This window comes from Streptomyces sp. NPDC050546, assembly GCF_044457425.1.
GTDB lineage: Bacteria > Actinomycetota > Actinomycetes > Streptomycetales > Streptomycetaceae > Streptomyces.
Map to the genome: position 1 here is coordinate 228,136 of NZ_JBITGX010000011.1, position 23,175 is coordinate 251,310.

19 protein-coding genes and 1 pseudogene are annotated in these 23,175 nt (G+C 72.0%); 8 read left to right on the forward strand and 12 right to left on the reverse strand.

Translation table 11 applies throughout. The features are described 5' to 3' along the window. Positions 1-171: 171 nt before the first annotated feature. From ACIBK5_RS27295 to ureA, 5 genes are all read right to left on the reverse strand, one after another. A complete protein-coding gene (locus ACIBK5_RS27295) occupies positions 172-1,419 on the reverse strand; it encodes a TolB family protein (RefSeq protein ID WP_399023363.1) in 1,248 nt (415 codons plus the stop codon). A 141-nt stretch (positions 1,420-1,560) separates the two neighbouring features. Then, positions 1,561-2,166, reverse strand: a complete 606-nt coding sequence (locus ACIBK5_RS27300) for a TetR/AcrR family transcriptional regulator (protein ID WP_399023365.1) — start codon at positions 2,164-2,166, stop codon at positions 1,561-1,563. A 16-nt stretch (positions 2,167-2,182) separates the two neighbouring features. Further along, positions 2,183-3,220: an agmatine/peptidylarginine deiminase gene (locus ACIBK5_RS27305; protein ID WP_399023367.1), complete on the reverse strand. Its 1,038-nt coding sequence runs from the start codon at positions 3,218-3,220 to the stop codon at positions 2,183-2,185. A gap of 9 nt (positions 3,221-3,229) precedes the next feature. Further along, positions 3,230-4,954: an urease subunit alpha gene (locus ACIBK5_RS27310; protein ID WP_399023369.1), complete on the reverse strand. Its 1,725-nt coding sequence runs from the start codon at positions 4,952-4,954 to the stop codon at positions 3,230-3,232. Beyond that, complete coding sequence (gene ureA, locus ACIBK5_RS27315) at positions 4,951-5,655, reverse strand: urease subunit gamma (protein ID WP_399023371.1); 705 nt, start codon at positions 5,653-5,655, stop codon at positions 4,951-4,953. The genes ACIBK5_RS27310 and ureA overlap by 4 nt, the downstream gene beginning before the upstream one ends. Before the next feature lie 146 nt (positions 5,656-5,801). Between ureA and ACIBK5_RS27320 the strand changes: the two are divergent. Next, positions 5,802-7,211, forward strand: a pseudogene (locus tag ACIBK5_RS27320) (cytosine permease); the annotation flags it as partial. 395 nt (positions 7,212-7,606) lie between these two features. On the opposite strand, the gene ACIBK5_RS27325 reads toward ACIBK5_RS27320, so the two are convergent. Both ACIBK5_RS27325 and ACIBK5_RS27330 read right to left on the reverse strand, forming a co-directional pair. Next, the gene (locus ACIBK5_RS27325; protein WP_399023373.1) at positions 7,607-8,695 is read right to left on the reverse strand and encodes a branched-chain amino acid aminotransferase; all 1,089 of its coding nucleotides are present in this window, start codon (positions 8,693-8,695) and stop codon (positions 7,607-7,609) included. Between the two features lie 244 nt (positions 8,696-8,939). Then, complete coding sequence (locus tag ACIBK5_RS27330) at positions 8,940-9,983, reverse strand: 3-isopropylmalate dehydrogenase (RefSeq protein WP_399023375.1); 1,044 nt, start codon at positions 9,981-9,983, stop codon at positions 8,940-8,942. Between the two features lie 118 nt (positions 9,984-10,101). On the opposite strand from ACIBK5_RS27330, the gene ACIBK5_RS27335 reads away from it, so the two are divergent. Further along, positions 10,102-11,688 (forward strand): purple acid phosphatase family protein, encoded by a 1,587-nt coding sequence (locus ACIBK5_RS27335; RefSeq protein WP_399023377.1) that lies wholly within the window; start codon positions 10,102-10,104, stop codon positions 11,686-11,688. 46 nt (positions 11,689-11,734) lie between these two features. On the opposite strand, the gene ACIBK5_RS27340 is transcribed toward ACIBK5_RS27335, so the two are convergent. From ACIBK5_RS27340 to ACIBK5_RS27355, 4 genes are all read right to left on the reverse strand, one after another. Then, positions 11,735-11,866 (reverse strand): hypothetical protein, encoded by a 132-nt coding sequence (locus ACIBK5_RS27340; protein ID WP_005479955.1) that lies wholly within the window; start codon positions 11,864-11,866, stop codon positions 11,735-11,737. Positions 11,867-12,110: 244 nt separating this feature from the next. Next, a complete protein-coding gene (locus ACIBK5_RS27345) occupies positions 12,111-12,653 on the reverse strand; it encodes a GNAT family N-acetyltransferase (RefSeq protein WP_399023379.1) in 543 nt (180 codons plus the stop codon). Positions 12,654-12,727: 74 nt separating this feature from the next. After that, positions 12,728-14,359 carry an L-glutamate gamma-semialdehyde dehydrogenase gene (pruA, locus tag ACIBK5_RS27350; protein WP_399023381.1) on the reverse strand — a complete coding sequence of 544 codons (1,632 nt, stop codon included), beginning with the start codon at positions 14,357-14,359 and terminating at the stop codon, positions 12,728-12,730. Positions 14,360-14,413: 54 nt separating this feature from the next. After that, complete coding sequence (locus ACIBK5_RS27355; RefSeq protein WP_399023383.1) at positions 14,414-15,394, reverse strand: proline dehydrogenase family protein; 981 nt, start codon at positions 15,392-15,394, stop codon at positions 14,414-14,416. Positions 15,395-15,585: 191 nt separating this feature from the next. Between ACIBK5_RS27355 and ACIBK5_RS27360 the strand changes: the two genes are divergently transcribed. The 6 genes from ACIBK5_RS27360 (at position 15,586) to ACIBK5_RS27385 (ending at position 22,559) form a co-directional block, all read left to right on the forward strand. Next, the gene (locus ACIBK5_RS27360; protein ID WP_399023385.1) at positions 15,586-16,899 is read left to right on the forward strand and encodes a PucR family transcriptional regulator; all 1,314 of its coding nucleotides are present in this window, start codon (positions 15,586-15,588) and stop codon (positions 16,897-16,899) included. 14 nt (positions 16,900-16,913) lie between these two features. Next, entirely contained in the window at positions 16,914-17,558 is a 645-nt protein-coding gene (locus ACIBK5_RS27365; protein ID WP_399023387.1) for an HAD family hydrolase, read from the forward strand. A gap of 85 nt (positions 17,559-17,643) precedes the next feature. Beyond that, positions 17,644-19,140: an ABC transporter substrate-binding protein gene (locus ACIBK5_RS27370; protein WP_399023389.1), complete on the forward strand. Its 1,497-nt coding sequence runs from the start codon at positions 17,644-17,646 to the stop codon at positions 19,138-19,140. A 5-nt stretch (positions 19,141-19,145) separates the two neighbouring features. Beyond that, positions 19,146-20,891, forward strand: a complete 1,746-nt coding sequence (locus tag ACIBK5_RS27375; RefSeq protein WP_399023556.1) for an ABC transporter permease subunit — start codon at positions 19,146-19,148, stop codon at positions 20,889-20,891. Continuing rightward, on the forward strand, positions 20,881-21,849 hold the full coding sequence (locus ACIBK5_RS27380; protein ID WP_399023390.1) for an ABC transporter ATP-binding protein: 969 nt from the start codon (positions 20,881-20,883) through the stop codon (positions 21,847-21,849). Before ACIBK5_RS27375 ends, ACIBK5_RS27380 begins: the two co-directional genes overlap by 11 nt. After that, positions 21,846-22,559 (forward strand): ATP-binding cassette domain-containing protein, encoded by a 714-nt coding sequence (locus ACIBK5_RS27385; RefSeq protein ID WP_399023392.1) that lies wholly within the window; start codon positions 21,846-21,848, stop codon positions 22,557-22,559. Before ACIBK5_RS27380 ends, ACIBK5_RS27385 begins: the two co-directional genes overlap by 4 nt. On the opposite strand, the gene ACIBK5_RS27390 is transcribed toward ACIBK5_RS27385, so the two are convergent. After that, positions 22,513-23,097, reverse strand: a complete 585-nt coding sequence (locus ACIBK5_RS27390) for a TetR/AcrR family transcriptional regulator (RefSeq protein WP_399023394.1) — start codon at positions 23,095-23,097, stop codon at positions 22,513-22,515. The two genes, ACIBK5_RS27385 and ACIBK5_RS27390, sit on opposite strands and share 47 nt — an antisense overlap. Between the last annotated feature and the right edge of the window lie 78 nt (positions 23,098-23,175).

The following is a 23,175-nucleotide window of genomic DNA, read 5'->3' on the forward strand; positions in this document are numbered from 1 at the left end:
CGAGAGGTCTGCGCGCGGGTCGAGGACGACGGTGTCCGCCCGTACCTGGTCGTACGTGGCGGTCACTGCGGACCGGCGCGCCTGCTGCCAATAATCATGGCGAACGAGAGCACGGGGGCAGTCTGGCACAGCCCCCGCGCCTCGCTCACGGTTGTCTCAGGATGCGGTCGGTCACCTGATGTGTCGCACGTAGACGTGCGAGGTGTCGTACGTGTCGCCGGGCACGAGGTCGGGTGAGGAGCTGCTGAAGGCGACCGTGCGGCCGTGCCGGTCGAGCACCGGGGCGGACACGCTCTGGTCGTTCGGCCCGCCCTCGGCGTCCGGGCTGGCCAGGACCGTGCGCCCGGTGCGCAGGTCGCGGACGTAGGCGCGCGCCGTACGGTCCGGGTCGCCCGGGTCGGCCGAGACGAAGGCGAGGTACCGGCTGTCGGCGCTGAGCCGCGGAGAGGCGGTGAACGCGGCAGGGTCGGCGGCGTCGATCCGGCGCAGCTCCCCCGTCCTGAGGTCACGGACGAAGACGTTGTGCCCCTTGTTGGTGTCGCCCTGGGTCAACCGCGAGTCGAGCGAGTTGAAGACCGCGTACCGGCCGTCGGCGCTGACCTGCGGAAACTCGGTCTGCCCGTCGGACTTCAGCCCGTCCGGTGCCCGGTCGGCGTGGAACAGGTCACCGCTCGGCACATCACGGACCCAGGCGTCGCTCCAGTCACCCGAGGACGGGTGCGGGACGAAGAACTGGTAACCGACCCGGCTGCCGTCGGCGCTGATGGACGGGTTGGTGGCGGCGGTCTTCCGGTCGGCCGCGTCGGGCACCTGGCTGATGCGGACGGCCTCGCCGCTGGTGCGGTCGACGCGGTAGACGCGTCCCCAGACGTCGTCGCCCTGCGTGAACTCCGATCGCTGGGCGACGAAGGCGACATAGCGGCCGTCGGCGCTGATGGCGGGCTGCCTGCCGGTGTCGTAGCCGGTGTCGACGGTGTCCTCGACGCGCTGGAGGGTGCCGGTCTTCAGGTCCCTGACCCAGATGTGGCTGCGGCCGTCGCTCGCGGCGGTGGCGGCGAAGGCCAGGTACCGGCCGTTGCCGCTCAGGGCGACGTCGTCGACGGAGCCGTCCACGCCGTCGCTGGCCGACCGGATCGTGCCGGTCTCGAGGTCGCGCACGAAGGCGTCGGCGAGGCCGTCGGAGTCACCGGCGACGAGGTTGCCGGCGCGGGAGACGAAGGCCAGACGGCGGCCGTCGGCGCTGAGGCTCGGCCCGCCCGAGGAGGCGTCGCCGTCGGTGCCGTCCGGGGCGACGCTCGCCTTCTCGGTCCGCGGCACCGGTGCCGGCGCGGCGGTCGCGGGCAGCGCGACGGCGGTGCCGAGCGTGACGGCCAGGGCCACTCCGAGCGCGACGGACGTGGCCCTCCTGGTGCTGGTCATGTGCTGTTCCCCCTGTGGTCCCGCATCCCCGTGTCCCCGTGGACGCTTCTCCCCCGGCCCCGCGCCGAGGGCTCCCCAGAGCCAACATCACCACGGGCCAGGGGGTCAATCCGCCGAATTGAGTACAACGCGGGCGGGCGTTCAGGTGTCCGCGAGGAGGCTGTCCTCAAGGAACTCCCGCACATGCCCGAGGACTTGTGCCCGGTCGGTGCCGCGCAGCCCGATGGCCACGTGGATGGCGAAGCCGTCCAGCAGCGACCGCAGGCGGGTGGCGAAGCGGTCGGGGTCGACGCGGCGGAACTCGCCCCGCGAGATGCCCTCGGCGAGCAGGGCCACCAGGTCGCGGTGCCAGACGCCCTCGATGGCGGCCTGCCGGTCACGGGCGTCCGCGTCGACGGCAGCGGTCTGCGAGCGGTTCCAGACCTCCAGCCACAGGGTCCAGTGCGGGTCGCGATGGCCGTCGGGGACGTAGAGGTCGACATAGGCGTCGAGGCGTTCGCGGGCGGTGGCGGAACGCGTCAGCAGCCGCCCGCGCTCGGCGCCCAGCCGCCCCTCGCTCCACTCCAGGGTGCGCAGCAGCAGTTCGTCCTTGGAGCCGAAGTAGTAGAGCAGATGCCCGCTGCTCATCCCGACCTCGCGGCCGAGCGCCGCCATGGTGAGTTTCTCCAGACCGCGCTCGGCGATCATCTCCATGGCGGCGGCGAGCACGTCCTCGCGGGGCGGCGCCTGCCTGCGCCCACCGGCCATCTGCGGCTCCCGGGTTCTAGATCTTCGGCTGTTGCTGCGTGATGCAGTGGATGCCTCCACCACCAGCGAAGATCGTACGGGCGTCCACCAGTGTCACGGTCCGCTCGGGGAAGAGCCGGCGGAAGATGCCGGCCGCGAGTTCGTCGCGGGGGTCGTCGAAGCCGCACAGGACCACGCCGCCGTTGCAGAGGTAGTGGTTGATGTAGGAGTAGTCGGCCCAGTGGCCGTCGGCCTCGAGGACGGTCGGTGCGGGGACCTCCACCACCTCCAGGCGGCGGCCCCGCGCGTCCGTCCGGGACTTCAGCAGGCCGATGACCTCCTTGGTCACCTCGTGGTCGGGGTGGGCCGGGTCCGGCTGGGAGTGCGCGACGACCACGCCGGGCCGGGCGAAGGCAGCGACGATGTCGACGTGGCCGAGGGTGCCGAAACCGTGGGGCGGGTAGTCCCCGGTCAGTCCGCGCGGCAGCCAGATCGCCTTGCGGGTGCCGAGCTGGGCGTGGATCTCCTCCTCGACCTGCTCCCGCGTCCAGTGCGGGTTGCGCTCCGGCCCGAGCTGGACCGTCTCCGTCAGCAGGACGGTGCCCTCACCGTCCACATGGATCGCCCCGCCCTCGTTGACGAGCCGCGAGGCGTACGTCCGCGCCCCGGCGAGGTCCGCGACGTGTGCGGCGACCTTCGCGTCGTGCTCCCAGCGGGCCCACTCCTGAGCGCCCCAGCCGTTGAACGTCCAGTCCACGGCCGCCAGTCCGCCCTTCCCGTCGGTCAGGAAGGTCGGGCCGATGTCCCGCATCCAGGCGTCGTCGAGGTCGCGCTCGACGGTGTCGATGCCCTCGCCCAGCAGTGTGCGCGCCTGGTCCGACCGGCCCGGGCCGCACACCACCGTCACCGGTTCGAACCGGCGGACGGCCCGGGCGACCGCGGCCCAGGCGACACGGGCGGCGGCCAGCTCCCCCGGGTCGTCGAAGGTCGGGTTCTCGCCCGGCCAGGCCATCCAGGTGCGTTCGTGCGGGGCCCATTCGGCGGGCATGCGGAAGCCGTCGGCGGCTGCGGTCATCGTGGGTCCTCAGAGGAAGTAGAGACGGTTGAGGGAGACGGACTCGGCGGGATCCGAACGCAGGGGCTCGCCGTCGAGGGTGACCAGACCGGTGCGCTGGTCGACGTCGACCGTTCCGGTACGGGAGTTGCGGCGCAGATCGGCCGGGCCGATCCCGCGGGTGCCGCGCACGGCGACCCTGCGGCGGCGCGTCGGCATCGCGTCACGCCCCTGGTCCACGGCGGCCTGCGCCACGAAGGCCACCGAGATGTCGGCCGGTGTCGCCCCGTGCGCGCCGAACTGCGGCCCCAGCACGAGGGGTTCGCAGGTGTCGGTCGCCGCGTTCGGGTCGCCGGTCACGCCGTAGGCAGGGAAGCCGGACTTCAGCACGAGCTGCGGCTTGGCGCCGAAGTACTCCGGGCGCCACAGCACGATGTCGGCGAGCTTGCCGACTTCCAGCGACCCCACCTCGTGCGCGAGGCCGTGGGCGATGGCGGGGTTGATGGTCAGCTTGGCCATGTAGCGCAGGACGCGCTCGTTGTCGTGGCCGTGGTTGTGGCCGTCGTCGGTGGCGCCGGACTCGGCCTTCATCTTCCCGGCCATGGCGAAGGTGCGGCGGACCGTCTCGCCCGCGCGTCCCATGCCCTGCGCGTCCGACGAGGTGATGCCGATCGCGCCCAGGTCGTGCAGCACGTCCTCGGCGCCCATGGTGCCGGCGCGGATGCGGTCGCGGGCCATGGCGGCGTCGCCGGGCAGGTCGGTCTTGAGGTCGTGGACGGAGACGATCATCCCGTAGTGCTCGGCGACGGCGTCACGGCCGAAGGGCAGGGTCGGGTTGGTGGAGGAGCCGATGACGTTCGGCACGCCCGCCATCTTCAGCACGTTGGGGACGTGCCCGCCGCCGCAGCCCTCGATGTGGAAGGCGTGGATGGTGCGCCCCTCCAGGACGCGCAGGGTGTCCTCGACGGACAGGCACTCGTTCAACCCGTCACTGTGCAGGGCGACTTGGACGTCGTGCTCCTCTGCGACGCGCAGGGCGGTGTCCAGGGCGCGGGTGTGGGCGCCCATGTCCTCGTGCACCTTGAAACCGGAGGCGCCGCCCTCGGCGAGGGCCTCCTCGAGCGGGGCCGCGTGGGACGACGAACCCCGGCCCAGGAAGCCGATGTTGACCGGCCAGGCGTCGAACGCGTTGAACGCGTGCCGCAGCGCCCAGGGCGAGTTGACGCCGACACCCCACACGGGCCCGAACTCCTGCCCGATGATCGTGGTCACGCCGGAGGCCAGCGAGGCCTCCATGACGCGCGGCGACAGCAGGTGGACGTGGGTGTCGACGCACCCGGCCGTGGCGATGAGACCCTCGCCGGAGACGATCGACGTGCCGGTGCCGACGACGACGTCGACCCCGTCGAGGGTGTCGGGGTTCCCGGCCCGCCCGATGGAGCAGATCCGGCCCTCGCGGATGCCGATGGACACCTTGCGCACGCCCTGCACGGCGTCGATCACGACGACGTTGCTGATGACGACGTCACAGGTCTCCCGGACGGCGGCGGCCCTGAGGTGCAGTCCGTCGCGGGCGGTCTTGCCGAACCCGGCGAGGAATTCCTCGCCGTAGCGCTGGGAGTCGGACTCGACCTCGACGGTGAGGCCGGAGTCGCCCAGCCGGATCCGGTCGCCGGCACGCGGGCCATGGGTGGCGGCGTACTCGTAGGGGGTGAGGCGGCGGGCCTCGGCGGGGTGTCCTCCTGGGCGGCTCATCGACCGGCCTCCTGATCAGCTGTGTCCGGTACGCCGAGGTAGCCGCAGGCGGCGGCGCGGCGCAGTGCCTCCTCGCGGGCGCCGGGCGCGTCCAGCGCCCCGTCGACCAGACCGGCGAACCCGATCGCGATCCGGTCGCCGCCCATGGGCACCAGTCCGACCTCGACGCTCTCGCCCGGCCCGAACCGCACGGTGGACCCGGCGGGCACGGCGAGCCGCATCCCATAGGCACGCTCCCGTGCGAAGTCGAGCCGCGGGTTCGCCTCGAAGAAGTGGAAGTGGGAGGTGACGGAGACCGGCACGGTCGCGGTGTTGGTGACCGTCAGCCGCCCGGCCGGCTCGGGTTCGGCGTGCTCAGGCCCGGGCAGCAGCGCGCCCGGGGCGTCCGGCCCCGAGCCGCCGCCGATGGGGCAGGAGACGACCGCGAGCCGTGAGCCGTCGGCGAAGACCGCCTCGACGTGCACCTCGGTGACGACGTCGGCCACACCGGGCAGCACGTCGTCGGGCCCGAGCACCGTCCGCGCGCGCTCGATCGCCTCCGCGAGCCTGGCACCGTCGCGCGCGGCCTCGCACACGGTGTCCGCGACCAGCGCGGTGGCCTCCGGCACGTTGAGCCTCAGGCCGCGCGCCTTGCGGGCCCGGGCCAGCTCCGCGGCCGAGAAGAGCAGCAGCCGGTCACGTTCCGTGGGAGTCAGTCTCACGCCTCGGCACCTCCTTGCCATCCGACGGATTAGAGCATCACTCTAAACGCAGGATTCCCGCAACCCACCCGTTGACGGATCCACGCCGCTCACGTCACATTGAGCGTCGCTCTAAAAGTGATGGCGGCGTCGAAGGAGACCAGCCCATGCCGATCGAACAGCGCGGAGTCGACACCATCCCCGAGGAGGAGCGCACCAGCGGGCCGCGCGACCTCGTCTCGATCCTGCTCGGCTCCAATCTCTGCCTGGGCGTGATCGTCTTCGGCTGGCTGCCGCCGTCGTTCGGCCTGGACTGGTGGGGGTCGGTCAGCGCGGTGCTCGCGGGCACCGTGGCGGGGGTGGTGTTCACGGCTCCGCTGGCGCTGGTCTCGCTGCGCACGGGCACCAACCTGTCGACCTCATCCGGCGCCCAGTTCGGGGTGCGCGGGCGGCTGGTCGGCTCGGTGGTCGGGCTGCTGCTGGCCCTCGGCTACACCGCGCTGACCGTGTGGATCGGCGGGGACGTGATGGTGGGCGTGCTGGGCCGGCTGGCCGGACTGCCGCAGGACGGGATGGCGTACGGGGTCGTCTACGGGCTGCTCGCCGCGGCCACCGTCGCGGGCGCGGTGTACGGCTACCGTGTGCTGCTCGCGATGTCCCGGGTGCTGGCGTTCGGCATGACGGCCCTGCTCGCGCTCGGTGTGGCCGCCTACGCCCCGGGCTTCACCACCGCCGCGCTGCCGGAGGCCGGTGGCTATCTGCTGGGCGGGTTCTGGCCGACGTGGCTGCTCGCGGCCGTGGCGGCCGGACTGTCCGGGCCGATCGCGTTCATCACGCTGCTCGGCGACTACACCCGCTACATCTCCCCGGCCCGCCACCCCTCGCGCCGGGTACTGCACGCGACCTGGCTGGGGCTGACGCTGGGCCTGCTGGTGCCGCAGCTGTTCGGCACCTTCACGGCGTACGCGGCCGGGGCGGCCCTCGACTACGCGGGCCCGCTGGTCTCCGCCGCCCCGGCCTGGTACCTCGTCCCGCTCCTCCTCGCGGCCTCCGCCGGCTCGGTCGGCAACGCGGGCCTGATGCTGTACTCGATGGGCCTCGACCTGGACGCGATCCTGCCGCGCGCCTCCCGCGCCACGGCCACGTACACGGTCGCCGTCGTGGCCACGGCCTGTGTCTTCGCGGGGCACTACTACTCGACCGCGCAGCACGCGATGACGTCCTTCGTGCTGCTGCTGACGGCGATCGGCACGCCCTGGGCGGTCATCACCCTCATCGGCTTCGCCCGCTGCGGTGGGGTGTACGACGCGGAGGCCCTCCAGGTGTTCAACCGCCGCGCACAGGGCGGCGTCTACTGGTACCGCGCCGGCTGGAGCCTCCCGGCAACGCTCTCCTGGGCCGCCGGAGCGACCGTCGGCGTCATGGCGGTGTCCCTCCCGTCGTACGAGGGACCGCTGCTGTCACTGACCGGCGGGGTGGACTGCAGCTTCCTGCTGTCGGGCCTGGTGGGCGGGGTGACGTATGCGCTGACGACCCCGAGCGCGGCGACGCCGGCCCCCGGGGCGAACACGGCGAGCCGGGCTCCTTACCCGCCCGCTTCGGACGCCACCGCTGCTCAGGCTTCCTGCCCGACCGATTCCGGCGCCACCGCCGCTCAGGCTTCGCGCTCGACCGATTCGCACACCACCGCCGCTCAAGCTCCCTGCCCGACCGATTCCGACGCCACCGCCGCTCAGGCTTCGCGCTCGACCGATTCGCACACCACCGCCGCTCAAGCTCCCTGCCCGACCGATTCCGACGCCACCGCCGCTCAGGCTTCCCGTCCGACCGATTCGCACGCCACCGCCGGTCCGGCTTCCTGTCCGACCGATTCCGGCGCCGCCGCCGCTCAGGCTTCTCGTCCGACCGATTCGGGTGGTGGGTGGGCATAGGCCGGGGGTCCGGGGGCGGAGCCCCCGGAGAGCCGGGCCGCTCAGCCCAGCTGGTGCATCCAGCCGTGCTTGTCCGAAGCCGTACCGCGCTGGATGTCCAGCAGCGCCTGACGCAGCCGCAGCGTGACCTCGCCCGGCTCGCCCCCGCTCTGCTTCCACTCCGCCCCGGCCCTCTTCACCGTACCGACCGGCGTGATCACAGCAGCCGTACCGCAGGCGAACACCTCGGTCAGCGACCCGTTCTCCGAGTCCCGCTGCCACTGCTCGACCGAGACCCGCCCCTCCTCGGCCTCGTACCCGAGGTCACGGGCGACGGCGAGCAGGGAGTCCCGGGTGACGCCCTCCAGGATCGACCCGGTCAACGACGGCGTGACGATCCGGTCCCCGTACACGAAGTACAGGTTCATCCCGCCCAGCTCCTCGACCCACGTGTGCTCGACGGCGTCGAGGTAGCAGACCTGGTCGCACCCCTTCGTCGCGGCCTCGGCCTGCGCGAGCAGGGACGCCGCGTAGTTGCCGCCCGTCTTCGCGTCGCCCATACCGCCGGGGACGGCACGCACCCGGTCCTCGGAGACCCAGATGGAGACCGGCTTCACGCCGCCCGGGAAGTACGCCCCGGCCGGGGAGGCGATGACCAGGAACAGGTACTCGTTGGCCGGCTTCACGCCCAGCCCGACCTCGGTCGCGATCATGAACGGACGGAGGTACAGGGACTCCTCACCACCGTGCGCCGGAACCCACGCCTTGTCCTGCCTCACCAGCGCGTCGCACGCCTCGATGAACGTCTCGACCGGCAGCTCGGGCATCGCGAGCCGCCGCGCGGACCGCTGGAAGCGCTCGGCGTTCTTCTCCGGCCGGAACGTGGCGACCGAGCCGTCGGGCCGGCGGTACGCCTTCAGCCCCTCGAAGATCTCCTGCGCGTAGTGCAGCACCGTGGTGGCGGGGTCGAGGGAGATCGGCGCGTACGGCACGAGCTGTCCGTCGTGCCAGCCGCGGCCTTCCGTCCACTTGATCGTCACCATGTGGTCGGTGAAGTGGCGGCCGAACCCGGGGCTGGCCAGGATCGCGTCGCGTTCTGCGGCGGAGAGCGGGTTGGCGGAGGGCTTGAGCTCGATCGTGGGCGTCGTCATGGGTTGATGTCCTTCACCGGTTGTAGTGACGGGCCGCGCTCGGTACTGCGCTGAATGTGACCAGTGCTAGGACGTCCGAGCATTCCCTCATTCCGCGGCCTCGCGTTCGATTATCGCCCGTGGGCGGCGGAGGAAGGAACGGGGTGAATGCGACCCGGTGGTCGATGGTGACACCCGGCGGGGAACATGCGAAAGCCGCCGGGTGCGGATGCGACCCGGCGGCTCTGCGAAAAGCAGCGGCGGGTCAGCCGGCTACTCGTACGGCGAGCGCGTCGCCGATCTCCGTGGTGGAGCGGGCGGGCTTGCCCGTGCGCTCTGAGAGGTCGGCGGCGACCGCCTCGTCGATACGGTCGGCCTCGGCCTCGTGGCCGAGGTGGCGCAGGAGCAGGGCGACGGACAGCACGGTGGCGGTCGGGTCGGCCTTGCCCTGGCCGGCGATGTCCGGGGCCGAGCCGTGCACGGGCTCGAACATGGACGGGAAGTCTCCGGACGGGTTGATGTTGCCGGAGGCGGCCACGCCGATGCCGCCGGAGACGGCCGCGGCGAGGTCGGTGACGATGTCGCCGAAGAGGTTGTCCGTGACGATGACGTCGAAGCGCTCGGGCTGCGTGACGAGGTAGATCGTCGCCGCGTCCACGTGCATGTACTCGGTGGTGACCTCGGGGAACTCCTCGGCCACCTTGTTGAAGATGTTCGTCCACAGGTGCCCCGCGAAGGTCAGCACGTTGTTCTTGTGGATCAGCGCCAGCTTCTTGCGCGGACGGGCCTGGGCACGCGCGAACGCGTCACGCACGACACGCTCCACACCGAAGGCCGTGTTCACGGAGACCTCGGTGGCGACCTCGTGCTCGGTGCCCTTGCGGATCGTGCCGCCGTTGCCGGTGTACGGGCCCTCGGTGCCCTCGCGGACCACGATGAAGTCGATCTCCGGCTCGCCGGCCAGCGGGGTGGCGACACCCGGGAGCAGCTTCGACGGGCGCAGGTTGACGTGGTGGTCGAAGGCGAAGCGGAGCTTGAGCAGGAAGCCGCGCTCCAGGACGCCGGACGGCACGCTCGGGTCGCCGATCGCGCCGAGCAGGATGGCGTCGTGCTTCTTGAGGGCGTCGAGGTCGGCGTCGGTGAGGGTCTCACCGGTGGCGTGGTAGCGCCGGGCGCCGAAGTCGTACTCCTTCGTCTCCAGCTTCACATCCTGCGGGAGGACGGCGGAGAGGACCTTCAGCCCTTCGGTCACGACCTCCTGGCCGATTCCGTCACCGGGGATCACTGCGAGATTGATGCTGCGAGACATGCGGGCACCCTACTCCTCGTCCCATGGGATGACACACGGTGTCCGCGATACGGACACGTCGCCCCTCGTTCACCCGTATGTCGGACCGGTGTTGGGCCCAGCTGGGAAATTGACTCGCATGGAGACTCCCGACTTCGGCATTCCCCGGCGGCTCGCGGACCGGATGAGCATGGCGGAACAGCACGAGTACCTGCGGACACGGCTGTCGCGGCGGCGCACGCTGGTGACGGCCGGCGCGGTGGCGAGCGGGCTGCTGACCGGCTGCTCGGGGTCCGGCTCCGGCTCCGGCTCCGGCTCCGGGAGCGCCACGGCGACCAGGGACCCGTCGCCGAGCACATCGAAGGCGCCCGGCTCCTTCATCACCCCCTTCGGCCGCCATCTCGCCTTCGGCGCCGACCCGAAGACCCAGATGCGGATCTCCTGGCAGGTGCCGCTCGCGGTGAAGAAGCCGTACATCCGGGTCGGCACGCGCCCCGACGATCTCGGCCGCAAGGTCGAGGCGGAGCTGCGCGATCTGCACACCCCGGAGCTGAAGGGCGCACGGGCGGCGGTCGACCAGTTCTATCTGCACGCGGCACTGGACGGCCTGCGCCCGGGCACGACGTACTACTACGGCGTCGGCCACGAGGGCTTCGACCCCGCCTCCCCCGACCACCGGTCCACCATCACCTCCTTCCGCACGGCACCCGCGAGCCCGCCCGAGCGGTTCGTGTTCACCGCGTTCGGCGACCAGGGCGTCGGCGAGGAGGCGGCCCTCAACGACCGTCTGCTGCTGCGCCAGAGCCCCGCCTTCCATCTGCACGCCGGTGACATCTGCTACGCCGACCCGACCGGCAAGGGCAAGGAGTCGGACGTCTTCGACGCCGGGCAGTGGGACCGGTTCCTCAAGCAGACCGAGCCGGTCGCCAGGTCGGTGCCGTGGATGGTGACGACCGGCAACCACGACATGGAGGCCTGGTACTCACCGGACGGCTACGGCGGCCAGCTCGCCCGCTTCTCCCTGCCGGACAGCGGTTTCGACGCGCGTACGGCACCGGGCGTGTACGCCTTCACCTACGGCAACGTCGGCGTGGTCGCGCTGGACGCGAACGACGTGTCGTACGAGATCCCCGCCAACTTCGGCTACACGGAGGGGAGGCAGACGAAGTGGCTGGACAAGAAGCTCGGAGAGCTGCGGGCCGCCAAGGGCGTCGACTTCATCGTCGTCTACTTCCACCACTGCGCGTACTCGACGTCCACGCACGCCTCCGACGGCGGGGTGCGCGCCGAGTGGCTGCCGCTGTTCGCCCAGCACGAGGTGGACCTGGTGATCAATGGGCACAACCACGTGTACGAGCGGACCGACGCGGTCAAGAACGGCGAGGTGGGCAGGCCGGTGCCGGTCGGCGGGACGACGGACCCCAGGCGGGACGGGATCGTGTACGTCACCGCGGGCGGCGGCGGCAAGGAGCTGTACGGCTTCCCTGACGGCGTGAAGGAGAGCTACGAGGGGAACGCCGCCGACCACGAGTCCGTCGCCACGTTCCGGTGGACCAAGTCCCAGGACACCAAGGCGGAGTCGGTGCAGTGGTCGCGGGTGCGCTACCGCGGCTTCTCGTTCCTCTCCGTGGAGGCGGAGAGCGGCGCCGCGCCGAAGCTGAAGGTGTCGGCGCTGGCGTCGAGCGGTGAGCGGATCGACCATTTCGAGGTGCGGCGCGGGGCGTGAGGCCCCGCACCGCGCCCCGTCGGGCGGCTCCCGGTCCTGGGGCGGCTCAGTGGCCGGTGGATCCGCCGTTGTCCCTGCGGTCGAGGGCGCGCTGGAGCGCGGCGGCGGCGTTCTTGCGGTCGGACTCGGTCGTCCGGGAGACGTGACGGACTCGGCGGCGGACGGTCGTCTCGGCCATGGGAGATCGACTCCTTCGACAGCATGGAGCGCGGAGAGATGGGAGACGCCGGAGGGGGCGGGGAGCGGTGCCGCAGGGGTTGCCTGCACGGGGCCCGGCTCACGACCGCCATTCGCTTGGTCGAGCGAGACGTTCGGCTCCTACAAAAGTAAGGGAGGCCGGAGCGTCTGTCTCCACAATTACTCGGACTTCCTACTATCTGAGACGGTGGACTAGGTCACACCGAGCTGACCTGCACCGATTCTCAGAGCACGTCGCCGTCGCGCCAGTCGAAGACGAGTTCATGCCCGGGGTCGAGGGGACCTGCGAGGGCCGGCCGGACGTAGGTGCTGTCCTCCTCCTCAGGCAACCGGACGATGCCGTCCCGCGGGCTGAGGGCGTGCACCTCCCCGCCCCACAGCCGCCAGCCGCGGGAGGTGTAGAGGCGGGCGCCATCGTCACTGGCGGACAGGGCGCCGAAGTCGTAGGCACGCTCGACGACCCGCTCGAGCTCTCCCATGACCCGCCCGCCGAGGCCGCCGCGGCGGGCGTCGGCGCGGACCGCGACATTCTCGACGTACCCGGCCCGCAGCCACCGCCCACGGTGCCGCACCCGGCGCATCACGACAGCCCCGTGCGCGGCGAGCCCGGAGCCGTCCTGCACGAGCACGTGCATGCCGCCGAGACCATGATCCCAGTCCTCGTCCCCGAAGTCGCCGTCGAAGGCGGCGTCCAGCAGGCCGCGTACGGCGTCGAGTTCGGCGGGGGTCAGATCGGCGGTGTGGGCGGTGCGCACTCGGGTGGTCATCGGACCAGTCTTTCCCCCGGACATGCCGACGGGCCAGGTCTTTTCGACCTGGCCCGTCGGTGTGGCGGCTGGTGTCAGCCCATGTGCGGGTACGTGTAGTCGGTCGGCGGGACCAGGGTCTCCTTGATGGCGCGGGTCAGGGTCCAGCGCATCAGGTTCTGCGGGGCGCCGGCCTTGTCGTTGGTGCCGGAGGCACGGCCGCCGCCGAAGGGCTGCTGGCCGACCACGGCACCGGTCGACTTGTCGTTGATGTAGAAGTTGCCGGCCGCGTAGCGGAGCTTGTCCGCCGTGTAGGCCGCCGCCGCACGGTCGTTCGCGATGACCGAGCCGGTCAGGGCGTAGTCGGAGACGGACTCCATCTGGGTCAGCATCTCGTCGTACTTGTCGTCCTCGTAGACGTGCACGGCGATGACCGGGCCGAAGTACTCGGTGCGGAAGACCTCGTTCTCCGGGTCGCTGCACTCGATGACGGTCGGGCGGACGAAGTAGCCCTCGGAGTCGTCGTAGGTGCCGCCCGCGACGATCGTGCAGGAGGCGTCCTCCTTGGCGCGGTCGATGGCGGCCTTGTTCTTGGCGAAGGCACGCTCGTCGATGACGGCGCCGATGAAGTTCGACAGGTCGGTGACATCGCCCATCTTGATGCCGTCGACCTCGGCGGCGAGCTCCTCCTTGAAACCGGAGTTCCAGATCGAGGCGGGGATGTACGCGCGGGAGGTGGCGCTGCACTTCTGGCCCTGGAACTCGAAGGCACCCCGGGTGAACGCCGTCTTCAGGATCGCCGGGTCGGCCGACGGGTGGGCGACGAGGAAGTCCTTGCCGCCGGTCTCGCCGACGAGGCGCGGGTAGGTGCGGTACTTCTCGATGTTCGCGCCGACCGTCTTCCACAGGTACTGGAAGGTGGGGGTCGAGCCGGTGAAGTGGATACCCGCGAGGTCGCGGTGCTCCAGGGCGACCTTGGAGACCTCGATGCCGTCACCGGTGACGAGGTTGATGACGCCCTTGGGCAGACCGGCCTCCTCCAGCAGCTGCATGAGCAGCACGGCGGCGTGGGTCTGCGTCGGGGACGGCTTCCAGACGACGACGTTGCCCATCAGGGCGGGGGCCGTCGGGAGGTTGCCCGCGATGGCCGTGAAGTTGAAGGGCGTGACCGCGTAGACGAAGCCCTCCAGCGGGCGGTGGTCCAGACGGTTCCACACGCCCTGGGAGTTCGCCGGGGGCTGCTCCGCCAGCAGGTTGCGGGCGTAGGAGACGTTGAAGCGCCAGAAGTCGATCAGCTCACAAGGCGTGTCGATCTCGGCCTGCTGCGCGGTCTTGGACTGGCCCAGCATGGTGGAGGCGGCGAGCGTCTCGCGCCAGGGGCCGGAGAGCAGCTCGGCGGCGCGCAGGATGATCGCCGCGCGGTCGTCGAAGGACAGGGCACGCCAGGCGGGGGCGGCGGCCAGGGCCGCGTCGATGGCGTCCTGGGCGTCCTGCTGGGTGGCGTTGCGGTACGTGCCGAGCACGGCCTGGTGGTTGTGCGGCTGGACGACCTTGAAGGCCTCGCCGCCGCCCATCCGCTTCTCGCCGCCGATGGTGCAGGGCAGGTCGACGGGGTTGTCGGCCAGCTCCTTCAGCCTGGCCTCCAGCCGGGCACGCTCGGGCGAGCCGGGGGCGTAGCCGTGCACCGGCTCGTTGACGGGGGTGGGGACCTGGGTCACAGCGTCCATGTTTTCCCTAACTCCTTACTGAGCGGTGGTTCGGTCTCGGCCCTGGAAGGGCTGTCAGCCCTTGGTGAGCATCGATCGTGCGAAGAACCGCAGGTTGGCCGGTTTCTCGGCGAGCCGGCGCATGAAGTAGCCGTACCAGTCGGTGCCGTAGGCGGTGTAGACGCGCATGCGGTGGCCCTCGGCGGCGAGGCGCGACTGCTCGTCGCCGCGGATGCCGTAGAGCATCTGGAACTCGTACTCGTCCAGTTTGCGCCCGGCGCGGTGGGCGAGCTCCTGGCCGATCGCGATCAGGCGTGGGTCGTGGGACCCGATCATCGGGTACCCCGTCCCCTCCATCAACGTACCGAGAATCCGTACGTACGCCCGATCGATCTCGTGCTTGTCCTGGTAAGCGACCGAGGCGGGCTCCTTGTACGCGCCCTTGACCAGGCGTACCCGGCTGCCGTTCGCGGCGAGGCGGCGGGCGTCGGCCTCGGTGCGGAAGAGGTAGGACTGGATGACGCAGCCGGTCCCCGGGAAGTCCTTCCGCAGCTCCTCGTGGATGGCGAACATCGAGTCGAGGGTGGTGTGGTCCTCGGCGTCCAGCGTGACCGTGGTGCCGATCTCGGCGGCGGCCTCGACGACCGGGCGGACGTTCTTCAGGGCCAGCTCGTGGCCGTCTCGGAATGTGGGGGTGGGCCCGGAGGGCCCTTCGAACAGGGCGGTGGTGGGCGACGGGAGGGCCTGCCCGAACATCGACAGCTTCACCGACATCTCGGCGCGGGTGCCGAGCTCCAGCGGCTTGAGGCGGTCGATCAGCTCCAGGTAGGCGTCCCGGGCGGCGGCGGCCTGCGCGGGGTTGGTGATGTCCTCGCCGACGACGTCCATCGTCAGCTCCAGACCCCGGTCGGCGAGGTCCCGGACCACCGGGACGATGTCGTCGACGCCCTCGCCCGGGATGAAGCGGTCGACGACCTGCTTGGTCACCGGGGCCGCCGAGATCAAGCGTCGCATCCGGTCGCTGCGAGACGCGGCGAGAATCACGGGACCCAGCACGGGGCACCTCCAGAGCACAACCAAACGGATGGCCGGACCCCGGGCGGATGACGCTTCGGGTACGGCGCGGAGAACCACCGTGAAACCTAGGGATCCCTTCGATCGTCGGCCATCGACAGCTGTCACGCATCCGTGCCGCAGATCTCAGACAGATGTATGAAGGCTCTTGGCCGGTGGGGGACAATGCCCGCATGACGTCGGAACACCGGGGCGACTACGAGGAGCTGGTCGACGAGATCTCCGAGCTGCTCGGCGCGCCCGCGACGCTGGAGAACCGGGACTTCGAGCTGATCACCTTCGGGGCGTACGACAGCGAGGGCGACCTCGATCCGTCGGCCCTCGATCCGGTGCGCACCCGTTCGATCCTCACCCGCCGTTCGACCGCGGCCGTCCGGGCGTGGTTCGAGGGCTTCGGCATCACGCGTGCGACCGGCCCGGTGCGGATCCCGCCGACGCCGGAGGCGGGGGTCAACCGGGGGCGGATCTGCCTCCCCGTCCGCCACCGGGGCGTGGTCCACGGCTATGTCTGGCTCCTGGACGACGATCCCGGCCCGAGCGAACACCGGCTCTCCGCCGCCATGGAGGTCACGACCCGGATCGGCGCGCTGCTCGCGGACGAGGCCCAGCACGGTGCCGACCTCAGCCGTGAACTGCGAGCCGTCCTCACCGCGGAACGCGACTGGCAGCGCGACATGGCCATCGCGGAACTCCGCACCGCCCTCGGCTCCCGCGCCGACGGTCTGCACACGGTGGTGTGCGTGGCCCCCTGGCCGTCGGCCGACCCCGACGACGCTCCCTCGGTCCGCACGATGCCGGGCGCGACAGCCCTGTGCACGCTGCCGTGGGGGGCCTCGGCCCAGTGCGTGGCCCTGCTGATCCGCCTGCGCTCGACGGACGTGCTGACTCCGGCGACCACGGCGGCGGCGCGACTGCTGGAGCGGGCGGGCGGTGGGGCTGCCGGCCGCGGGACTTCAGGAAGTACGGCTGCCGGCAGGTCGGGCGGTACGGCTTCTCGCGGCACGCGCGGTGCCTCCGCCGGGTCCGGTTCCCGATCCGCGTCCGGGCAGCCCGGTACCTCCGCCCACGGACCGACCGGCCCCGCCGCCGGTCTCGCCACCCCCCGCTCCGGCCTCGCGGAGCTGGGCACCGCCTGGTGGGAGGCGTCCGCCGCGGCCCGGGCCGCGCTGGCCGAGGCCCGGCTGGGGCCGGTCGCGCAATGGTCGGAGATCGGGCCGTTCCGGCTGCTCACCGCGCTGCCGCCGGACCTGGCCCACGACCCCGCCGTCCACGCCCTGCTCTTCCCGGTGCACCGGGAACTCGCCCGTACCGCCGAGATCTACCTCGACTGCGCCGGCCAGGCCGCCCGGGCCGCGGCCGAGCTGGGCATCCACCGCCAGACCCTGTACTACCGCCTGTCCCGGATAGAGAAGCTGACCGGCCTGGACCTGGACGACGGCGAGGACCGGCTGCTGCTGCACATGGCCCTGAAGGCGCACCGACTGTGAGGACCGGCCCGGACATGCCTCTGCTGCTGCTCGACCTCGACAACACCCTCATCGACCGGGACGCGGCGTTCCGCGGCGCGGTGACGGCGTTTCTCGCCGAGTACGGACTGCCCCCGCACGACATCGAGTGGGTCATGACCCTCGACGCGAGCGGCTACACGCCCCGCCAGGAGGTGGCCCGGGCCCTGCACGGCCGGTACGGCGTCGACCAGGACGCCGTCCGCTCCTTCCTCGACCGGGGCGCGGCCGACCGGGTCGTCCTGGACGGCCCCACCCGCACCGCCCTCGACCGGGCGGTCGGCGCCGGCTGGACCCTGGCCATCGTCACCAACGGCCGTACCGCACAGCAGGAGGCGAAGATCCGGAACACCGGCCTCGACGAGCTGGCGCACGGCTGGGTCGTCTCCGAGGCGGTCGGGCACAAGAAGCCCGCCCCGGAGATCTTCCACGCCGCTGCCGCAACCGTCGGCGCCTCCCTCGACGGCGCCTGGGTGATCGGCGACTCCCCGCACGCCGACATCGCCGGAGCGGCGGCCATCGGCGTCCCGAGTGTCTGGGTGTCGGCGGGCCGCCCCTGGCCCGAGACGGCCCTCCGCCCCACCAGGACCTCCTCCGACGCCGCCTCCGCCATCGACTCGGTCGTGCGCACCCGTATGTGATCCAACCGTCAATTGTTGAAAACGATTGTCAATGCTAGGGTCAGCGCAACCGCTCTCTTGACCACCCCTTTACCCGGAGGGTTCCGTGCGCCTGCCCGCTCGCCGCCTGCTTCCCGCCACCGCCCTCACCGCCGCCTCCGCCCTGCTCACCGGCTGCTTCACCGGCACCCAGCAGGCCACGGACGACTCCGGGCCCGGAGGCAAACGCATACGCGTCGCCATGCTCCAGCCACCCCGCTCCGGCCTCTCCCCGCTCTCCGACGACGCGTTCAAACTGTCGCGCTGGTCGACCGCCGAGACACTCGTGAAGCTGGACGCGGAGGGCGACGCCCGCCCCGCGCTCGCCACCGAGTGGAAGCAGTCCGGCCGGACCTGGACCTTCACCCTCCGCGACGGCGTCACCTTCCACGACGGCACCAAGCTCACCCCCGAGGCCGTCGTCCACGCCCTCACCAAGGCCGCCACCGCCTCCCCCAAGCCCCGCATCCTCGACGGCGTGGACCTGACCGCGAAGGCCGACGGCGACCAGGTCACGGTCACCACCGCCACCGAGGACCCCCTGGTCCCGCAGCGGCTCAGCTCCCCGCAGCTGGCGATCCTGGCGGCGAAGGCCTACCAGGGGAAGACGGTCGATCCCGTCGGCGCCGGCACCGGGCCCTTCGAGCTGACGAAGGTCGACGGCACCTCCTCCGCCACCCTCGACCGGTACGACGGCTACTGGGGCGGGAAGGCCGAATCCCCCGGCATCGACGTGAAGTTCGTCCCGGACGGCACCGCCCGCGCGGCGGCGCTGCGCAGCGGCGAGGCGGACATCGTCGAGGCGATCCCCGTCTCGCAGGCAGCCGTCCTCGACCAGGACCTGGTCACCGAGGTCCCGATGCCGCGCACCAACACCCTCTACCTCAACACGGAGAAGGGCGCCTTCGAGGATCCCGCGATCCGGGCGGCGGCCCGGGAGGCGGTCGACGCCGGGTCGATCGTGAAGGGTGTGTACGAGGGCCGCGCCGACGTCGCCAGGGGCCTGCTCGGACCCGCCCTCCCCTGGGCGGCCGACCTGCGCACACCCGTCAAGCGGGCCAAGCCCGGCGACCCGGCGGGCAAGACCGTCACCATCGGCACGTACACCGACCGCTCCGAGATGCCCGAGGTCGCCGCCGCGCTGCAACAGCAGCTCCAGAAGGCCGGGTTCAAGGTGAAGCTGGACGTGCGCGAGTACGCCAACATCGAGTCCGACGCGCTCGCGGGCCGCTTCGACGCGTTCGTCCTCTCCCGCGCCACCGTCCTCGACTCCGGCGACCCGGCCGCGTACCTCTACAGCGACTTCGCCTCCAAGGGCACGTTCAACCTCTCGCACTTCGCGGACCCCGAGGCCGACAAGGCACTGAAGAAGGCGACCGACACCCGGGTCGGCGACGCCCGCCGCAAGGCGGCCGTCGAGGCCGAGGCCGCGGTCCTGGCCGCGGACGCGGCCGTACCGCTGCTCCACGAGCGCGTGATCCAGGGCGATGCCACCGGTGTCGTGAACGCCGCGCACGACCCGCGCGAGCGGGAACTCGTCACGGCCGACACCTACGTCAAGTGAGGTTCCTGGCGAAGAGGGCGGCAGGGCTGACCCGTTGCGTCGGCCTCCTGGCCGTCCTGGCCGTCGTCGGACTCCTGCCCTGGCTCTCCCACCGCGACCCGGCGCTCACCGTGCTGCGTGCCCGGTCGGCCGAGCAGGAGGCGACCGAGGAGGCCCTGGCCGCGATCCGCCGGGACCTCGGCCTGGACGCCGGCCCGTTGTCCCTGCTCGGGCAGTGGGCCACCGACCTGCTCCACGGCGACTTCGGCACCTCCTGGGTGTCGGGGCACGACGTCCTGCCCTCCGTGGTCGCCGGGCTCCAGGTGTCGCTGGGGCTGATGGGCGCGGCGCTCGGCGTGGCGGTGCTGCTGGCCGCCGCGCTGGTGACGCCGGTGCTGGTGCGCGGGCGCGGCTCGGCCGGGGCGTTCGCCGCGATGCTGGCCGCCCTTCCCGAGTTTCTGCTGGCCACCGTCGTGCTGTTGGTCTTCGGTGTGTGGCTGGGATGGCTGCCCACGTCCGGCTGGCAGAGCGTTGAGTATCTGGTGCTGCCCGCACTCGCCCTGGGCGTCCCGGCGGGCGGGCTGCTCGGGCGGCTGGTGGCGGACGCGCTGCCCGCCGTGCTCGACGAGCGGTGGGCGGAGCTGTGGCGGGGCGCCGGGGTGAGCCGGGCGCGGATCGCGGGAGCGGCGCTGCGGCGTGTTCTACCGCCGCTGGTCCCGCAGTTCGGAATGGTCGCCGTCGGTCTGACCGGCGGCGCGGTGGCCGTGGAGACGGTGTTCGCGGTGCCGGGCATCGGCCGTACGGCCCTCGGCGCCGCCCGGTCGCAGGACCTTCCGCTGCTCCAGGGCTCGGTCCTCGCGCTGCTGCTGCTCGGACTGGTCGCGGGCGCGGTGGCGGCGGGCGTACGGCGCCGGCTGCTGGGGCCCGCGCTGCGGGACGCCGGGCTGACGCTGCCGCCGGCCCGCCCCGTCCGCGCGCACCCGGCGGTCCCGGTGGCGCTGGCCGCCGTCCTGCTGCTGACCATCGGCTGGGGCCTGCTGCGCGACCCGTACGCCGTGGACACCACCGTCCGTCTCGCCGCGCCCTCCTGGGCGCATCCCCTCGGCACCGACGGTCTCGGCCGTGACGTGCTCGCCCGGCTCGGTCACGGTGCCGCCTCGACGGTCGGCACGGCGACGGCGGTCTGCCTGCTGGGCCTGCTGATCGCGCTGCTGCTGGGTTTCCTGCCGGGCGTCGCGGCGGGCGCGTCGGACATCGCCAACGCCCTGCCCCCGGTGATCGTCGGCATCCTGGTCGCGGCGGCCGCCGGACCGGGCACCGGCGGGGCGGCCCTGGCGGTCGCGCTGATCTCCTGGCCGGCCCTGTCCGCGCACGCGGCGGCCCTGGTGCAGGAGGTACGGGCGTCGGCGTTCCTCACCGCCCAACGGGCCATCGGGGCGAGCCCGTTCTGGATCCTCACCCGGCACGTCCTGCCGTCCGTCGCCGCCCCGGTCGCCCGCCATGCCCTGCTGCGGCTGCCGGGCATCGCCCTGGCCCTGGCCTCCCTCGGCTTCCTGGGCCTGGGCGCCCAGCCGCCCGCCCCCGAGTGGGGCCTGCTCCTGGAGGAGTCCCGGGTCTATGTGGAACGCGCCCCGTGGGCGGCCCTCGCCCCGGCGGTGGCCCTGGCCCTGCTGGCGGGACTCGCGGTGTCGGGCGCGGCACTCACCCAGGGCCGGAGGGTACGGCGAGCCACCCCCGCCCCCGCCGAGAAGGAGACCGTCGTTGAAGTCTGAGGCACTGATCTCCGTCAGCGATCTCCGTATCTCGTTCGACGGAGTCGAGGCCGTGCGCGGCCTGTCCTTCGACGTGCTGCCGCGTGAGGTCCTGGCGATCGTCGGCGAGTCGGGGGCGGGCAAGTCCCTCACGGCCCGCGCGCTCCTCGGCATGCCGCCGCGCGGCGCGACCATCAGCGGGACGATCACCCCGGACCTCTCGGCCCACCGCGGCCGCCGCATCTCCCTCGTCCCGCAGGACGCCCTGTCCGCCCTCTCCCCCGTGCACCCGGTCGGTGACCAACTCGCCGCCGCCGTACGGTCGGTGGCCGGGGTCTCCCGCAAGGAGGCCCGGGCCCGGGCGGTCGCGGCCCTGGACCGGGTCGGCATCCCGGACGCGGCACGCACGGCGCGGGCGTATCCGCACGAGTACTCCGGCGGCATGCGGCAGCGCGCCGTGATCGCCATGGCCACGATCAACGAACCCGACCTCGTGGTCGCCGACGAGCCCACCACCGCCCTCGACGAGGAGCGCCGCGACCAGGTGCTGCGGCTGCTCGCCGAGCAGCGGGAGGCGGTCGGGGCCGCGCTGGTCCTGGTCACCCACGACATGGACGCCGTAGCGGGCCACGCAGACCGGATGCTGGTCATGTACGCCGGGCGTCTCACCGAACTCGGCCCCGCGGACGAGGTGCTGGCCCGTCCCCGCGCCCCCTACACGGCCGGGCTGCTGGCGTCGCTCCCCCAGCACGCTCCCCCGGGCCGCAGGCTCCCCGCCCTGCGCGGCACCCCGCCCGCCCCGGGCACGCTCCCGCCGGGCTGCGCCTTCGCCCCGCGCTGCCCGCTCGCCGCGGACCCCTGCCACACGGCGGAACCGGAACCCCGGCAGGCGGCCGGACGTCTGGTCGCCTGCCATACCTGGGAGGAACTCCCCCACCCCGCCACGGAGTTGTTCATGAAGGAGGGACAGTCGGCATGACCGATGCCCTGCTCGACGTCCGCGACCTCGTCGTCCGCTACGGCCCGGTCACCGCCGTGGACGGCGTCTCCTTCTCCCTGGCCCCCGGCGAGACCCTCGCCCTGAACGGCCCGTCCGGCTGCGGCAAGTCCTCGACGGCCCTGGCGGTGCTCCAGCTGCGCCGCCCGGCGAGCGGGGAAGTCCGTTTCGAGGGACGGGAGTTGACGTCCCTCCCGGAACGCGAACTGCGTCCGCTGCGCCCCCGTATGCAGCCCGTCTTCCAGGACCCGTACGGCTCGCTGAGTCCCCGCCACCGCGTCCGGGACGCCATCGCCGAGCCGCTGAAGGTCCAGGGCCGCTGGCACCCCGCCGACGGCCCCGCCCGCGTCACCGAACTCCTCGACCGGGTCGGACTCGACCCCGCGTACGGCGACCGCCGGCCGCACGAACTCTCCGGCGGCCAGTGCCAGCGCGCCGGCATCGCCCGCGCCCTGGCCTGCGACCCACGCCTGCTGGTCCTGGACGAGCCGGTGTCGTCGCTCGACCCGTCGGTGCGGGCGGGCGTGCTGAACCTGCTCGCCGACCTCCAGGACGACCTGGGCCTCGGCTACCTGTTCATCTGTCACGACCGGGCGGTCGTACGGCACTTCGCGGACCGGGTGATCGAGATGCGCGAGGGACGCGTCACGCCCGGTCGGCGGCCTCGATCACCTGGCGCAGCCCTTCGGTGAGCGCCTCGCCGTCGGGCGCACGCTCGGGGTCGAAGCTCCACTGTGCGATGAGCCCCGTCATCAGCGTCGTGTAGAACCTGCCGAGCGTGTCCAGGGTCTTGTCCTGGATGTCCTCCTCACGGACACCCATGAAGAGCGCGACCAGGGCGCGCTCGGCATCCCGCTGCTGATCCGCCAGGTGGTCGCGCACCACCGGCAACTGGTCCCCCATGGCGACGATCTCCATGCTGAGGCGCCACATCGAACCGGGCCCCCGCATGGTCCCGATGATGTTGGACCACACCTCCTGGAACCGCTCCAGCGAGCCGGGCTCAGCGTCGCTCGCCCCGGGCTCCTCCCCTTCGAAGGCGTCGGAGAGCCCACCGACCAGCGACAGGTACGCCTCGGCGAGCAGCGCGTCCTTCGAGCCGTAGTGATAACCGATCGACGCCAGGTTGGTCCCCGACTCCTTGACGATGTCGCGCGCCGTCGTGCGCACGAACCCCTTCGCCAGCAGGCAGCGCTTGGCGCCCTCGAGCAGATCCTCACGGTGTCCCATGACGTCACACTACCCCGGAATCCATACATCCGTACCAGACGAGCGTATTACACAACCGTACTAGACAAGCGTTTAAGA